We start from the raw sequence: 14,434 nt of genomic DNA on the forward strand, positions 1-14,434 counted from the left end.
ATAAAAGATTATGATAGCGCAGATGTATGAACAAGATTTTATCGCTTATTTCATATTCGGAATAGTGCTGAATTTTGTTTTTTCCATACTGTTTGGGATCTATCTCAGCAAAAACATCGGTATGCAGGAGATGATAACGAGCAAAGGGGAAAAAGAGCAGTCTTCACTGGTCGCTATCTCTCTTTTTATCCCCTATGCAAAGATGATAATAACACTTTACAGAGTGGCAATACTACAGTTTTACTTTTTAAACAAAGGCAAGACGCATAAAGAGTTCTGGATATATATGACTCACGAAGAGTAGATATCTCGGTCTGCTCTTTGCAGCTCTTTTAATATCTTTCTCTCTTTATACAGCGAAACCAAAAACATAGATATATAGCTGCCAATAAGCGCAACGACGACGGCGATAATATTTTTTGAATAAAAATAATAGATCCCGTAAAATATCATTACCAGCGAAGCGATTCCCCACAAACGGATAAAAAGGGCTGAAAGAAAATCTCCGCTGGCCTTTATAACCGATATCTGATAAGCATTGAGCATAACGAAGATAAAGAAAAACGATATGTGTATGATCATCAAAGACGCCTCGGCATACTCTTTTGAAAAAAGAAACAAAACGACTCTGTTTGCAAAAAGAAGCGAAAGCACGATAAAAGTCGTGCTTACCGTAAATGCGAACTTCATTACCCACCTTTTGACCCTCTTGAGCTCATCATACTTTTTCTCGCTGTAAAGTCTTGAAAGCTCCGGCAGAACGAATCTGAAGATCGGAAAAACGAAAAGCATGATCATATAAGTGAATATAGGTTTGACGACCACTTGAAAATCACCGAGCTCTTCTAGTGTAAAATATTTCATAATCAAAAGCACGGCGGTATACATCATAACGATTCCCGAACCGAACTCTATGGTGGAGATAAGAGAGTTTTTCAAGAACTTCGGCGTATCGTGTTTATGTTTGGGTTTGTCTACGGAGACACTTTTTATCTCGCGCGTCTTTTTTATATAGATGTAAAGAGATATGCTAAACGCCGTCATGATAGTCGATATGAACAGAGGCTGAAGTCCGTGCGTGTGGACAAAGAAATACGCTATCAAAAACCAGACGATGAGAAGTGCCGGTTCTAAAAAGGTTACGAAGTTTATGACCTTGTACATCCTGTACATCGCGATGAGATTTGTAAAATAAACGCTGAATCCAAGCGATATGACGGTAAAGACCAGATACCAATAATCTATGTGCACGCCTATCCTGTGCTTTAGGTAAGGGATGACAAATCCCCACACCGCCAAAACGGTCACGAACAAAACGGTTTTAAAAACCTTTAATATCTTATAGTCATCCTTTGTCTGGGCAAAAGTAACCACCATCGAACTTCTAAACCCGACAAGCACCAAAAGGGTCATGGTAAAGATATCTATCGCGGTAAAATACAAAGCCAGATCCGCTTTTGGCATGAGCCTTGCCAGAAATATTTTAAATCCGAAATTTAAAATGACGCTCAGCGACGATATCCAGATGCTGTGATAAACGGCTTTTTTCATTTGTAAAAGCTCTTTACGCAGCTCTGCAGAGTTTTATCGCTCCAGATTCCGCTATTTCTGTTCTTTGCACGGGTTTGCGCTCTAAGAAAGAGATATCCGAATTCATCGTCTTTTAGGCTTGGCTTTTTTATCGCAAGGCCCTGCTCCAGAAGAGCTTCGGAGATCGTTTTTTGTCCGAAGGCGTATACCAGACATCTTTTATCTTTAAATTCTATATGGTAGTTTTGTCTTAGATGCAGGTTCATCTGTATAAAATATTTTTGTACGGGATTTTTAGAAAAATATTCTTCGATCCTTTTTTTGCATATCGGTATCGTATTCTTATCTGCCAGAATCTCTTCGAGCGTAACGACACCGTAAGGCTCACAGATAAAACTGTTCATTTTTATACTGAACTTCTGCATATCGTTCGAATATACGCTTCTTAATTCTGCAATCTGTATAGATTGGGCATTGAGAGTAAAAAAAATCATCAATAAAAAAATAGTTCTCATGCCCTAATGATAGCATTTAATCGATTTGAAAAAGGCAGATTCGATTTTTTATACGATTCAAGACAATATTGTTGAAATAATCAACAAACTTTCTTAAAAACTTTATTTATTTCTAAATCATTGGACTTTTTATGCTGTTTTTGGATATAATTCCACTCTTTTTTATATGGAGTGGTTTTGAAATTATTATTATTAGTATCATTTATATTTATGACTTCGCTGTTTGCGATAACGGACGATCAATTACGTACTCTTCAGATAGTCAGAGACGTCGCCAGAACCGTACCCGCAAAAAACGGCGAAACTTATGAGGACACGCTTAGTGCGATCTGTCTGACCGAAAGCAGTGCAGGAAAAAACCTCATAGGCGATTTCAATAAAAACGTTATTTTAACAAAAGCTTCTCTTGGCGTTATGCAGGTTCAAGTAGCAACTGCACGTTTTGTAGCAGGAAAAGTAGAGAGTATGAGCTGGATATCTTCCATGTCAAACGCTCAGATAGCCAACCGTCTGCTTACGGATGTGGAGTTCTCAGCACGTATAGCCGCCCACTATTTCGTCATACTCAGGGACACCAGAAAAAAATATCTTCATTCGGTAAGCGGTTATAACGGCGGTATGGTAAATATGCCTTACTACTCCAGAGTCATGAAAAATCTGACCATTATAAATAAACTCAAAGAGAATAAAAAACTATCTTGAGATTTCGTAAGTCTGCTGTAAACAAATATCTAGTAAAATCATCCTATGAATGATTTTAAAATAAAGATCCTTATCAGCATACTGAGCGGCTTGATATTCTCTTTTATATTTATACTTATTGCTTTGGTCGTACCTATAAAAGACAATAACGACACTCCGCTTGTCATGGAGAAGCCAAAAGGCAAGCTTGCTGAAATATCGCATGCTATGAAAAATAAATAACGATCAGTTTTTGATAGTCTGAAGAATCTTCTCTTTATTTGAATAAAACTTTTGAAATCTTTTTAACTCTTCTACGGAATCAAACATCGCTTCGCAAGCTTTTTTCGGTTTTAATTTTATCGTACGGCTAATAAGCAGATTTAAATACCTAGATATTTTATCCAGATCATTTTCATTTTTTATCTCTTTTAAAAGTGCGATGCCGTCTTCGATGCGAAGATTCTTGGCAACACCCAGATTTTTATGCGCCAGATCGCGTAAGGGCGTATAATCAAGCGGCTGATCCAGAAAACGGCACTCCCATAAAGCAGACAGATAAAGTTTAAATTCCCCGTATGTACGCAGTATCTGCTCTACGTAATCTTCTACCAGTTCATACACCAGCTGTTCTGAAAGACCGAGCTCATTGATGGCTTCTGAAGGGTCGTATATATAATCGAAATTATAAAAAGCAGCACCGTAAGCTTCATCTTTTGCATTGCAGATATTTTCCGCGAATTCAAGATATGAAGCCTCCAGCTCTTCTAATCTATTTAATTTTGAAATGTTCATAATATCGATCGAAAATTCTTTGTTTTTGAGCTGCATTAAAATATGTTTGAGGTGTTCGTCATAAGTTATCGCTTTTTTAAGCTTTTTGTCTTCGAGTATCGCTTGAGTGTAGTGTGCTTCCGGCGGAAGATATGAGGCACCGAAAAATTTATATATAAAATCTCTTACTTTTTCATTGCGTATCGTGACATTGTTTAATGCCGTTTGCAAGTGACATATTTTTACGCACTCGCTATTTTCCTGCAGCGCTTTAACTTTTGCGATAAGTAATATGTTTTTCAAAAGTCACCCCTAAAAACTTAACAACATATTATCATATTAAAATAATTTATATATTAAAATTCAATTGAAATTTTTGTTTGCAATATTTTCTATAAAGACGGTGGCATACGAAGCTTTTGGAAGCACGAAAGAAAGTTCCATCGCAGAATCCTTTTTGCGGTATTTGCATGTAAGATCTTGCGGATACACCCAGGCACGGCGTCTTAAACCCTTTTCCTGCAGCAGTTCGTCATCATATTTTTTTTCTATCTCTCTTGCCTCATCTCTGGCACGGAACACTTCGCGCCCGACAAGCAGACCCGTAAGAACGATCTTTTTATCTCTGAAATCCGTAAGTGAAGGAGATTTTGGAGTGAAAAGCTTGTCATCGTCACTCATCATCACATCGCCCTTTAAAAGCTTAAATCCGTTTATTGCATCCGCTTTACTGATCTCGACACGCTCTTTTAGCCATTCATTGAATTTTTTGCTTTGATACACGCTCGTTAAAAACTTCTTTAACTTCTTATCTTGTATAAATATCTCGCCTTCTATCATCTGCTGTGCCTGTGTCTCACTGTCCTGTCCGAATCTCTGATATCCGAAATAGTTCGGAAATCCGATCTTTTCGATATTTCTCGCAACTTTTTCTATCTTTCCGGCCTTTATGTCATCGACATTGCGTAACGTAACGGTAAATCTGTTTGATTTTAAATCACCGATGCTTATCTTTTTACTGTCTTTAAAGGTCTCGAGTATCGTTATCTGCTTATCTTGAAGCTTATTTAAAGATCTTTCATATTTTAGAGGCAGGGAAAGATACTGCGTCGTAGTGGCGTATTTGTCTTTGAGCCCTGCATATCCTATCGAACTCGCCGGTATATTTAAAAAAGACGCGATCCTTTCTATCATCTCCCATGTCGTCATATTCACCTTTTTGACATGCAGGATCAGAAAGTTTCCCTTTGTTTTAAAAGGTTTTGCAAATATCTCATCGACTATAAAATCGTCCCTGTTTTGTTCAAAAAGAAAATCTATCGGCTCATGGTCTTGTAAAAAGATTCTTACCGTCTCATTCATAGTTCAAGCATCTTTAATTCTCTCTTTGCGATATTTATATCCATGTTTATCTGCTTTTTCAACTCTTCAAGTGTTTCGAACTTCATGTTCTCGCGTATAAAATTCACAAAACCGATACTTGCGCTGCTGGTACATATCACTTGACCGTCAAGCAGATGAGTTTCGACCGCAAAACTCCCGTCTGTACTGACCCTATGACCTATGAAACTCACAGAGGGGTGAAAATGCTCTTCGTCATCTATACGTGTCAGAGTGGTATAGACACCCTCTTTTGGCAGGATATAATCGCTGACATGCAGGTTTATGGTGGCAACGAGCTCTTTTGCCCCTATGCCCTGGCCTTTTACAAGACTTCCGTGTATCGTATAGTTATGCCCGAGTAGAGAGTTGGCACTCTTTATATCTCCGTGTGAGAGCTTTTTTCTAATAGTACGGGAGTGAACCGACTCTCCGTTTACTTTAACCTCGTCGATGACCATCACTTCACCCTCGAATATCTCTTTGAGGTCATCATAGTTATGGGCTCTGTCTTTACCGAAATGAAAATCGTACCCCACGACTATCTTTTTCAATTTCGGAAAATTTTCTTTTAAAAGTTTCACAAATCCTTCGCCCTCAAGGTGACGGATACTCTCAAGAGCAAAATAAAACACGGGATAGTGCGTAAACTTTTCTCTGTCTTTGTTTGGGGTAATATTTGTATAGCCGGAATCTATAACGACGATACATCCGTTGTCTCCCAGCTCGCGAAAAAGATGCTGATGTCCGACATGCATACCGTCAAATCCGCCGATGGCGATAGTATCACTGTTTTTTATAGTAATAGCAGTATTCAAGATTACCCTCCTTTCCTGTGATTTTTGACGGTGATTTTACCACAAGATTCCATCCTTTTATGACACAGGCGTCTTCAAAATGTATCATCGCTTTTTGTATGATTTTTTCATCCGTAACAACACCGTTTTTATCCCGTTTTGCTTCGCGTCCGACCTCGAACTGCGGTTTGAAAAGAAGAATAATCTTATCGGACGACAAACGGTCTATATCGTCTAGTATGTGTAACAGCGATATAAAAGAAACATCGCTTGTAACAAGATCAAAACGTTCAACTGTTTGAAACTCTCTGATATCCCGATCTTCATAAACGCTTACTCTTGCGTCTTCGCGCAGCGATCTGTGAAGCTGATCGCGTCCGACATCCACGCAACTGACATGAAAGGCTCTGTTTTCAAGCAGCACCTGCGTAAAACCTCCCGTAGAAGATCCGATATCCAGCACATTCGCACCCTCTATATTTATCGCTATTTCGTCTAAAAATGCTGCAAGTTTAAACGCCGCCCGACTGACATAATCCTTATGTTCTTTGACTTTTACGATCGATTCCCCGCCGTCTACTTTGAACGAACTTTTGAGCATCACTATGCCGTCAACCGAGACCAGTCCCTCTTTTATGATGTTTTGCGCTTTGTTTCTGGTTTCTGCCAGACCGGCTTCTACGAGATACTGGTCCAAACGTTTCAAAATTGTACCTCGATTCCCGCATACACGTACTGCATGTTCATGTTGAATCTGCCTCTCGTATCGCTGTCATAAGCAAACTTGTACATATCGTAAGCTATCCGCAAAGCATATGTTCCGTTAAATCTATAGCTCATTCCCGCACCGTATACAAGAGCTGCACCGTCGCTGTTGGAGAGGCTGACATATGACTGTCCCGCACCGAATTTTGCATAAAAATCCAAACTGTCGTCCAGTACCGGATAGTGCACCAGTGCATTAACCGTGATAGATGAATAGTTGACACTTGTTTGTATCGAACTTAGATCCACCGCACTGAAATCCCCGCTTTTCATATATCCGAGCTCGACCGATAAGAATCTGTTTATATACGCACCCGCATAAAGATTATATGAAGCGCTGCGGGAATCTTTTACATCAGAAAAATAACCGTCGTCATTGTATGAAGCCTCTCCGTATCCAAAACCTATGTACGGACCGCCGTTTCTTTCGTTTTGCTCTGCATTGAGCACCGTAAACAGCAAACAGATCGATAAGAGCGATCTAATAAAAAACTTAGTCATCGAGCATCTCCTTCATCTCATCTTCGGTTACAGTCCTTACGCCAAGTTCCAAAGCTTTGTCGTATTTACTGCCTGCATCGTCTCCGTATATTACCATATCTGTTTTTTTTGAAACTGAACCCGACACCTTTGCGCCCAAAGATTCGAGCATCTCTTTTATCTCGCCGCGAGGGTGGCTTAAAGAACCTGTGAGCACTATGGTCTTTGCTTTAAAAGGGTTGTCTTTGGCTTCAATTTTCGGCTCCGGTATTTTCGGGTTCAATATCTCTGTAAGCCGTAAAATATGCTCTTCGTTTACCCTGACAAACTCCAGTACCGATTCGGCCATCTCTTCGCCTATACCCTCGATGGTAAGCAGATCGTTTTTTTCAGCTTTCATAAAACCGAGCCCGAACTCGCTGCACAGACTCTTGGATGCAACCTCTCCGATATGTTCCATACCAAGCGCATTGATAAATCTCCAGCAATCGCACCCTTTTACGTTCTCTACGGCATCGAGCAGGTTCTGGGATTTTTTCTCCTTAAACCCTTCAAGAGCCAAAAGTTTCTCCAATGTTAGAGAAAAGATATCTTCGACGCTTTTTACGAGTCCGGAATCAAAAAGTGCTTTGACTATCTTCTCTCCCAGTCCGTCGATATTAAGACACTGTTTTGAAGCAAAATAGATGATGGAGTTTACCACTCTCGCCTTGCAGGTAAGGTTTTGGCATTTGATAAGAGCACCCTCGTCGAGAAGTTCGCTGCCGCATACGGGACACTCTTTTGGGCGAAGCACTTCTATTTCACTGCCCGTTCGCTCATGTTCTAAGACTTTTATGATCTTTGGAATGACGTCGCCGCTTCTTAGGATGATCACTTTATCGTTGATACGGATATCTTTTCTCTGTATCTCATCAAAATTATGCAGCGTTGCACGCTCGACCACCACTCCGTCTATGTTTGTCGGTGCAACGACTGCAACGGGAGTAACGACCCCGCTGCGTCCCACTTGAAGAATGATATCTTTGACGGTCGTTATCTTCTCGACTGCGGGAAACTTGTATGCGACCGCCCAGCGCGGATATTTTACGGTGTATCCCATGCTCTCCTGCGACTCGATCTGATCGACTTTGACGACCATGCCGTCAAGCATCATATCATAATCGTCACGCTCATCTTTCATCTTTGCATACACTTTTTCGATATCCAAAAGCCATTTACAGACCGCACGGTAAGGGGGAGTCTTGAATCCGAGAGAGTAGATGAACTCCATCCTTTTGCTTAACAGCGGTATGTCCAGCGTATTTTGTCCTATTCCGTAAGGCAAGAACACAAGATTTCTGTTTGCCGTTATGCTCGAGTCAAGCTGACGAAGACTTCCCGCCGCGGCATTTCTCGGATTTGCAAAGATATTCTCACCGTTTTTTGCGCGTTCTTCGTTTATCGCTTGGAACTCCGATTTGAATATGACGACCTCCCCGCGTATCTCTATAGGCTCTTCATAGTCAATCTTCAAAGGAATGGTTTTTATGGTTCTTGCATTTTGCGTGATATCTTCACCAGTCACTCCGTCTCCGCGCGTAATTGCCTGAATCAGCCTGCCTCCCTCATAGTAAAGGTTCAGGCTCGCACCGTCGTATTTGGGTTCGCAGTAAAAACTTGCTCTGTCGTCAAGCTTGAAGATGCGTGCAAGCCATTTTTTCAGATCCTCTTCATCGAAAACGTCTTCAAGACTCCACATTCTGCTTTTATGCAAAGCTTTATGAAACCCTTCTGAAACGACATCTCCGACCCTTTGCGTAGGCGAATTATCAAGTACCTGATAGGGATTTTTTTCTTCGTATGCCAGCACTTCATGGTAAAGCTTGTCGTACACCTCGTCGGTAGTGATCGGATTGTCTTCGACGTAATAATGGTATGCGTATCTGTTAAGCTCTTCCACCGCTTTTTTGTACTCTTCGTAATTCAATGCGACCCTCCTAGAGATAGACTAATTTTGCACCGTATCCGCCCATATGCTGCGGTGCATCTTCAAATTTTTTGACTTTAGGATGCTCTTTTAAATAGTTTTTGACTGCATAGGAGAGTTTGCCCGTACCTATGCCATGGTAGACTATCACTTCATCCCAGCCCTGTATCAGCGCGTCGGAGATAAACTTGTCCAGAACTTCCAAGGCTTCGTCGCTGCGCATCCCGTGAAGATCGCATTTCAGACCGCTTTTTCTCTGAACGTTTAACTGCAGGTCGCTTTTGACCTTTTTGACCGTCTCGTTTCCGGAAGGTTTGAGATCATAGGTCTTGACGCGAAGACGCATCCCCTCGACCTCTATCATCGCCTCTTTGGCTTTGATGGAGACGACGGTGCCTCTTTTGCCTCTGTATTTTATAACATCTCCCGCACTAAAGTTGTAACTCTGTTTTTTAGGCGGTTTTATCTCCTCTTTTGGCAGGGCTTTTGCCGCTTTGTTCATGGCTCTGTGTATCGCTGCTGTATCGGTCGCGTTCGCCGCTTTTTTTGCTGCGTCTATCGCTTCGTCGAACTGGGCTTTGAGTTTTTGTTTTTGGGATTTGAGTTCATTGTACAGCGATTCTTCCAGCTCTTTGAGACGCAGCTCTTTTTTCTGAAGTTCGTCGAGTTTTTCGTCTACCTGTCTGTGCTTGTTTTTCAGCTCGCGTTCAAGCGTCGAACCGCGTTCTATCAGTTCGCTTAGCTTTTCATGGTTGAGCCCGTAGACTTCTCTTGCTTTTGTGACGATATTCGATGCTATGCCGTATCTGCTCGCCGTTTCAAAAGCATAGCTTTTGCCGATGACACCATGCAAGAACTCATAAGTCGGCAGACGTCTCTCTTCATCGTAAAGCGCGGCTAAAAGCTCTACGTCCTCACGATCCGCCATAAGCGAGGCAAGACGTTTATGGTGAGTCGTGATGACTATCTTCTGTCCTTTTTTCACAAGCTCGTCAAGTATGACGTTAAAGAGCGCCGCAGCCTCGTCGCTGTCGGTCCCGAGTTCTATCTCATCGACCCCCACAAGTGTCTCGCGATGCGTAAAGAGGTGTGCGAACTCTTTCATACGCCCCGCAAAAGTGGAGATGTCGTTCTTTACGTTCTGCGGATCGTCAATGATGGCTTCTATGTGTTTGAACGTTCCGATCTTGGAGCGGTTCTCGTTGATGCTCATCGGTATGAGATACTTTGCCATAAGCGCACTGCTGAGGATGGATTTTAAAAACATCGTCTTTCCTCCGGCATTGACCCCCGTTATCATCAACACGTTCTTCGTAAAATCCACACTCACGCTTTTTGCATGTTCGAGTGCGGGATGTTTGAAGTCGGCTATCACGATATCGGAGTTTTTCTGTGCATGCAAGATGACGAGGTCTTTGCTTCTGGCAAACTGTATACGCGCCTGATAGTGATCGAATCTGTCGAACTCTTTATCTATAAAACCTAGAAAAAGCACCGATTCGAAAAGTTTGGATGAGAACTGTTTAGCATACTCGTAAAAGAGCGCCTCTCGCTCCTGATCGATATAGCGTATCGCCTGTTTCTCTTTGATGATGGCATCGGGGGAGACATAAAAATACCCTGCCGTACTGCGCCCTACGACGCTGCCTTTAATAACATGATTAAATCCGCCGCGAAGGAGCAGACACTCTTCGTCATTCAGGTAATGCACCTGCGTGTCAATGAGATAGGAGCCCAGCTTTGAACCGTGAAGCAGCCTTTTGAGTATGGAACTTATCTCGCTTTTATGCGCCTTTACCCTTTGATTGAGTCCGTAAAGCGTCTCGTCGAGATGTTCGTTGAAGTTTCCGCTCTCGTCAAAATACTTTTCTATCTCTATAAAGTTCTCGGGAATGACGACTTTGTCTATCCACTCGCCTATGATCCCGCGTGGCTCCAGATTTTTAAAATACCTGATATAGCGGATAAGCTTGACGACCTCAAATATCTGCTCAAAGCGCAAGACTCCCTGCTTTTTAAGATGCATGATGAACGGCTTAAAACTCGCTATCTTCGCAGGAGCTTTAAAGACAAGTTTTTCAAGCTCTTTTATAAAACCGAAATGCCTCTCTTGGTCACCCTCTATATATAAAGACTGTTCTCTTGAAAAAAAGCTCTGCAGTGATGCTATATGAGTCAAAAGATCTAATTGAGCAGTCAGTTTGTCAAAATGGTTGTTGCTGTTTATCGACATGTAGAAGCACTGACCATATCACTGTAATACGGTGTATTTTCTTTCCCTATAAATGTGTATGTGCCTACACTTAGCGTGTAGAACGTGGAGTTTATATCTTTGCCGTTGCAGACAAGGGTCTTGCCGTTTTGAAAATCTCTTACCGTCTTTAGTATCTTTTCCTGCTCATTTTGCGTAGAAGTATTATACAGATACGCCAACAGGACGAAAAGCCCAAAGAGTGAAGATACGGCAAACTTCTGTTTATTGTTCAGTTCAGTAAAGTAGTTTAAAAGGGTAAATAACAACCCCAGAACAATTAAACCGTAAATATATCCCACTTAAATTATTCCTCTTAACTGGTATGTGATATCTCCCGCGCCAAAACCGATTATAAGTCCGTTATCGAGTGTTTTGAAGATATGCTCATCTTTTATAAGGTCGATCTTGTCGTTTTCTCTTTTTATATTGTCGGCCATGGTGAGGTTGTAACGGCTGAACTTGTCTGCAAAATCTATCTCTCTTGCGGTTTCGCCTGCTGCCCAGACAGGAAGAATGATAAGTTCCTGCGCACCGTCGAAACATTTGATGAACTCATCGAGGTTATCGATGGTTCTTGAGTATTTATGCGGCTGCCAGATAGCGGTTATCTTGTCGAAACCTTTAAGTCTCGCATACTCTTTTACAGACTGCAGCGTTGCACGGATCTCTGTGGGATGATGTCCGTAATCGTCGATCATAATGCTGTTTTGCTGAATATTTATGATGTCAAAGCGCTTTTTGATACCCTTGAAATTCAGTATGTTTTTACGGATATCTTCTATATCCATCTCCTCTGACGCCGCCAGGATAGCCAGCGACGCATCAAGAGCAATATGTTCTCCAAATCCCCAGACGTCGAAATATCCCATATCTTTGAGCTCGAATCTCGTGTGAGGCTCGTCGTTGATAAGAACATACTCGATATTTTTTATATCCATGCTCGGATACAGACGTACCGCTTCGATATCTGTCAATGTCGCCAAAAACGGGTCTTCGGCATTTATGACTCTGTGTTTTGCAGAGGTGATGAACCTGCGGTACGACTCATAAAAAAGCTCGTAATTATAGTCGTAATACTCCATATGTTCCGGTTCTGTGTTGATAACGATCGCACAGTAAGGGTTCGAATTGATAAAACTGCCGTCGCTTTCGTCCGCTTCAAAGAGCATCACATCTGTTTCTTTGTCGTATCTCACGTTCGAGCCGAACTCTTTTGCCTCGGCTCCGATGATCGCCGAACCTTTCATTATGGCGGTAAGGATCGCGGTCGTCGTACTTTTTCCGTGAGCAGCCGCGACCGAATATACCTTTCTGTCGTCAAGTATCTCTAAAAGTGCTTCACGGCGGGCAAGGACGCGTATCCCTTTTTCCACGGCCGCTTCGATCTCCGGATTATCGGGACGGATGATTGCAGAATGGACGACTAGATCCTGGTTCGTAATGGCATCGCCCGAATGCGGAATATTTACATCTATGCCGAGTGTTCTTAATTTTTTAGTGATGATGGTATCTTTGATATCCGAACCGCTGACAGTATGTCCTTTATAGTGCATATACTGCGCCAGTCCCGATATTCCGATTCCGCCGATTCCGATAAAATGGATCTTCATTTACTTCTCCGCCGATTTTTTTGAATCACTTAGCAATTTTTGTGCCTCATTTGTAAAAACGCTGACATAAAAAGTACCGGCAGATTGAGTCGCTTCGATATCAGCTATTTGATTTATGAAATCATCCAAACTCATCTTTGCATCTGCAGCTTTTTGATGGATCTTCATCGCATCTGAAAACGCTTTATCATGACTGAGCCCGCTTAAAACTTCAAAAAGCGCGGACGCGTCATGCAGACCGCCTGCACTGTAATGTTCGACGGCGTATTCATACAAAGCCCGAAGCGTTGCAAAATCCTGAACGTCGTTCATATCCATTCTCACTTTTTTCTCCAAAACATCCGTCAAACGCTCAAGTGCAAGCTCCAAAATATTGGAGTAGTAGCGCATCAGTTCATCTTCACCAAGTTCATCCTGCGCACGCTGTTCAAGCACGTAAAGTTTTGCTATATCACCGCTTTCTTGAGCCTTTAAGACCTCTTTTTTCAGATCTCTCATGATAAACACTCCTTTATGCGTTTTAATGCTTCTTTCGTCCGATCTTCACTTTCGACAAGCGCTATGCGGATATACCCTTCTCCAGGATTGATGCCGTTTTTATCACTGCGCCCCAAAAACTCTCCGGGAAGTACTTTTACATTATACTCCTCATAAAGCCTGCATGTAAAGTCTAAAGCATCATCGACCTTCAGCCAGACATAAAAGGTCGCATCCGAGATCTCGCATCCAAGTATCTCCTGTGCGAGTTCGAAGTTTCTTTTATATATATCTCTTGATACCGCCACGTGCGCTTCATCGCTCCAAGCCGCAGCAGCCGCACTTTGAAGAGGCAGCGGAGATGCACAGCCTACATACGTTCTGTATTTCATGTACTCTTTTAATATCTCTTGATCACCGGCGATAAACCCGCTGCGCAGCCCCGGTGCGGATGAGCGTTTTGAGATCGAGTTTATCACCAGCACGTTTTTAAAACTCTCGTTTTTTGCATAAATGGAAGCTTCTAAGAGCGAAGGTACGGACTTGTTCGTATATATCTCGCTGTAACACTCGTCGTTTAGCAGGACAAAGTCATATTTTTGTGCCAGCTTGACCCACTCTGCAAGTTCATCGAGAGTAAGTACGGATGCCGTGGGATTATTTGGAAAGTTCAAGATCACGAGATCGCATTTTTTCAGGCTCTGTTCGTCTATAACGGGTTTGAACGCGTTTTTTTCTTCAAGGTTGATGTGGATCACTTCGGCTTGAGAAGCGATAGCCGCACCTTCGTATATCTGATAGAATGGATTCGTATACGCCATTACGGGCTTTTCTTTGCCGAACAGCAGGAATTGAGGGAAGTTAAACAACACCTCTCTTGTGCCGAAAGTAGGTATTATCTCGCTCTCTTGCAGAGAAACACCGAACCTTTTTTGCACGAAACCGGTCATACTCTTTACAAGATAGTCCTCACCGCTTGTTTTTGGATATTTTTTTAGCTGAGAGGAGTTTTCGCAAAGCGTTTTTTGTATGAACGCAGGCGTTTCGAACTGGGGCTCTCCTATGGTCAGTGTAAGGGCTTCATAATTTTTCGATGGAGTTATATCTTTTAATAATGTATTTAATTTTTCAAACGGATACGGTTCAAAGTCTATCAATATTTCTTACCTTTAAAACAGATGCGCAATTTTAACATAATATTA

The 14,434-nt window shown here is 41.9% G+C and carries 16 protein-coding genes; 3 read left to right on the top strand and 13 right to left on the bottom strand.

Annotated elements, in window-relative coordinates; translation table 11 throughout:
* The first annotated feature begins 10 nt into the window (after positions 1-10).
* The gene (locus WCY03_RS07415) at positions 11-304 is read left to right on the top strand and encodes a hypothetical protein (protein ID WP_345991653.1); all 294 of its coding nucleotides are present in this window, start codon (positions 11-13) and stop codon (positions 302-304) included.
* Here the strand turns inward: WCY03_RS07415 and WCY03_RS07420 are convergent.
* Together WCY03_RS07420 and WCY03_RS07425 are read right to left on the bottom strand one after the other, a co-directional pair.
* Positions 292-1,551 (bottom strand): hypothetical protein, encoded by a 1,260-nt coding sequence (locus WCY03_RS07420; RefSeq protein ID WP_345991654.1) that lies wholly within the window; start codon positions 1,549-1,551, stop codon positions 292-294. The genes WCY03_RS07415 and WCY03_RS07420 overlap by 13 nt on opposite strands.
* A complete protein-coding gene (locus tag WCY03_RS07425) occupies positions 1,548-2,024 on the bottom strand; it encodes a thermonuclease family protein (protein ID WP_345994071.1) in 477 nt (158 codons plus the stop codon). Before WCY03_RS07425 ends, WCY03_RS07420 begins: the two co-directional genes overlap by 4 nt.
* A 198-nt stretch (positions 2,025-2,222) precedes the next feature.
* On the opposite strand from WCY03_RS07425, the gene WCY03_RS07430 reads away from it, so the two are divergent.
* Positions 2,223-2,747: a transglycosylase SLT domain-containing protein gene (locus WCY03_RS07430; RefSeq protein WP_345991656.1), complete on the top strand. Its 525-nt coding sequence runs from the start codon at positions 2,223-2,225 to the stop codon at positions 2,745-2,747.
* 45 nt (positions 2,748-2,792) lie between these two features.
* Entirely contained in the window at positions 2,793-2,969 is a 177-nt protein-coding gene (locus WCY03_RS07435; protein WP_345991658.1) for a hypothetical protein, read from the top strand.
* 3 nt (positions 2,970-2,972) lie between these two features.
* Here the strand turns inward: WCY03_RS07435 and WCY03_RS07440 are convergent, their stop codons facing one another.
* The 11 genes from WCY03_RS07440 to WCY03_RS07490 are packed head-to-tail and all read right to left on the bottom strand — an operon-like array spanning position 2,973 to position 14,386.
* Complete coding sequence (locus WCY03_RS07440) at positions 2,973-3,803, bottom strand: hypothetical protein (RefSeq protein ID WP_345991660.1); 831 nt, start codon at positions 3,801-3,803, stop codon at positions 2,973-2,975.
* Between the two features lie 60 nt (positions 3,804-3,863).
* Positions 3,864-4,862 carry a tRNA pseudouridine(13) synthase TruD gene (locus WCY03_RS07445; protein ID WP_345991662.1) on the bottom strand — a complete coding sequence of 333 codons (999 nt, stop codon included), beginning with the start codon at positions 4,860-4,862 and terminating at the stop codon, positions 3,864-3,866.
* Positions 4,859-5,701 carry a bifunctional riboflavin kinase/FAD synthetase gene (locus WCY03_RS07450; RefSeq protein WP_345994072.1) on the bottom strand — a complete coding sequence of 281 codons (843 nt, stop codon included), beginning with the start codon at positions 5,699-5,701 and terminating at the stop codon, positions 4,859-4,861. The genes WCY03_RS07445 and WCY03_RS07450 overlap by 4 nt, the downstream gene beginning before the upstream one ends.
* Positions 5,667-6,383, bottom strand: a complete 717-nt coding sequence (locus WCY03_RS07455) for a TlyA family RNA methyltransferase (protein ID WP_345991664.1) — start codon at positions 6,381-6,383, stop codon at positions 5,667-5,669. The genes WCY03_RS07450 and WCY03_RS07455 overlap by 35 nt, the downstream gene beginning before the upstream one ends.
* Positions 6,380-6,943, bottom strand: coding sequence for a porin family protein (locus WCY03_RS07460; protein ID WP_345991666.1), 564 nt, complete (start codon positions 6,941-6,943; stop codon positions 6,380-6,382). The genes WCY03_RS07455 and WCY03_RS07460 overlap by 4 nt, the downstream gene beginning before the upstream one ends.
* Positions 6,936-8,891 (bottom strand): NAD-dependent DNA ligase LigA, encoded by a 1,956-nt coding sequence (gene ligA, locus WCY03_RS07465; protein ID WP_345991668.1) that lies wholly within the window; start codon positions 8,889-8,891, stop codon positions 6,936-6,938. The genes WCY03_RS07460 and ligA overlap by 8 nt, the downstream gene beginning before the upstream one ends.
* A 10-nt stretch (positions 8,892-8,901) precedes the next feature.
* Positions 8,902-11,124 carry an endonuclease MutS2 gene (locus WCY03_RS07470; RefSeq protein WP_345991670.1) on the bottom strand — a complete coding sequence of 741 codons (2,223 nt, stop codon included), beginning with the start codon at positions 11,122-11,124 and terminating at the stop codon, positions 8,902-8,904.
* Positions 11,115-11,444: a hypothetical protein gene (locus WCY03_RS07475; protein WP_345991672.1), complete on the bottom strand. Its 330-nt coding sequence runs from the start codon at positions 11,442-11,444 to the stop codon at positions 11,115-11,117. Before WCY03_RS07475 ends, WCY03_RS07470 begins: the two co-directional genes overlap by 10 nt.
* Positions 11,445-12,755: a UDP-N-acetylmuramate--L-alanine ligase gene (murC, locus tag WCY03_RS07480; protein WP_345991674.1), complete on the bottom strand. Its 1,311-nt coding sequence runs from the start codon at positions 12,753-12,755 to the stop codon at positions 11,445-11,447. It abuts the gene before it with no gap.
* The gene (locus WCY03_RS07485) at positions 12,756-13,253 is read right to left on the bottom strand and encodes a hypothetical protein (RefSeq protein ID WP_345991675.1); all 498 of its coding nucleotides are present in this window, start codon (positions 13,251-13,253) and stop codon (positions 12,756-12,758) included.
* Positions 13,250-14,386 carry a succinyldiaminopimelate transaminase gene (locus tag WCY03_RS07490; RefSeq protein WP_345994073.1) on the bottom strand — a complete coding sequence of 379 codons (1,137 nt, stop codon included), beginning with the start codon at positions 14,384-14,386 and terminating at the stop codon, positions 13,250-13,252. The genes WCY03_RS07485 and WCY03_RS07490 overlap by 4 nt, the downstream gene beginning before the upstream one ends.
* Positions 14,387-14,434: the final 48 nt, after the last annotated feature.

The sequence above is a fragment of the Sulfurimonas sp. HSL-1716 genome, assembly GCF_039645975.1.
Classification (GTDB): Bacteria; Campylobacterota; Campylobacteria; order Campylobacterales; family Sulfurimonadaceae; genus Hydrocurvibacter; species Hydrocurvibacter sulfurireducens.

What these genes read in the sequence shown, in the direction of transcription:
- WCY03_RS07415 (WP_345991653.1), top strand. Translation starts at nt 11, where the DNA reads ATGATAGCGCAGATGTATGAACAAGATTTTATCGCTTATTTCATATTC.
- WCY03_RS07420 (WP_345991654.1), bottom strand. Translation starts at nt 1,551, where the DNA reads ATGAAAAAAGCCGTTTATCACAGCATCTGGATATCGTCGCTGAGCGTC.
- WCY03_RS07425 (WP_345994071.1), bottom strand. Translation starts at nt 2,024, where the DNA reads ATGATTTTTTTTACTCTCAATGCCCAATCTATACAGATTGCAGAATTA.
- WCY03_RS07435 (WP_345991658.1), top strand. Translation starts at nt 2,793, where the DNA reads ATGAATGATTTTAAAATAAAGATCCTTATCAGCATACTGAGCGGCTTG.
- WCY03_RS07445 (WP_345991662.1), bottom strand. Translation starts at nt 4,862, where the DNA reads ATGAATGAGACGGTAAGAATCTTTTTACAAGACCATGAGCCGATAGAT.
- WCY03_RS07460 (WP_345991666.1), bottom strand. Translation starts at nt 6,943, where the DNA reads ATGACTAAGTTTTTTATTAGATCGCTCTTATCGATCTGTTTGCTGTTT.
- WCY03_RS07470 (WP_345991670.1), bottom strand. Translation starts at nt 11,124, where the DNA reads ATGTCGATAAACAGCAACAACCATTTTGACAAACTGACTGCTCAATTA.
- murC (WP_345991674.1), bottom strand. Translation starts at nt 12,755, where the DNA reads ATGAAGATCCATTTTATCGGAATCGGCGGAATCGGAATATCGGGACTG.
- WCY03_RS07485 (WP_345991675.1), bottom strand. Translation starts at nt 13,253, where the DNA reads ATGAGAGATCTGAAAAAAGAGGTCTTAAAGGCTCAAGAAAGCGGTGAT.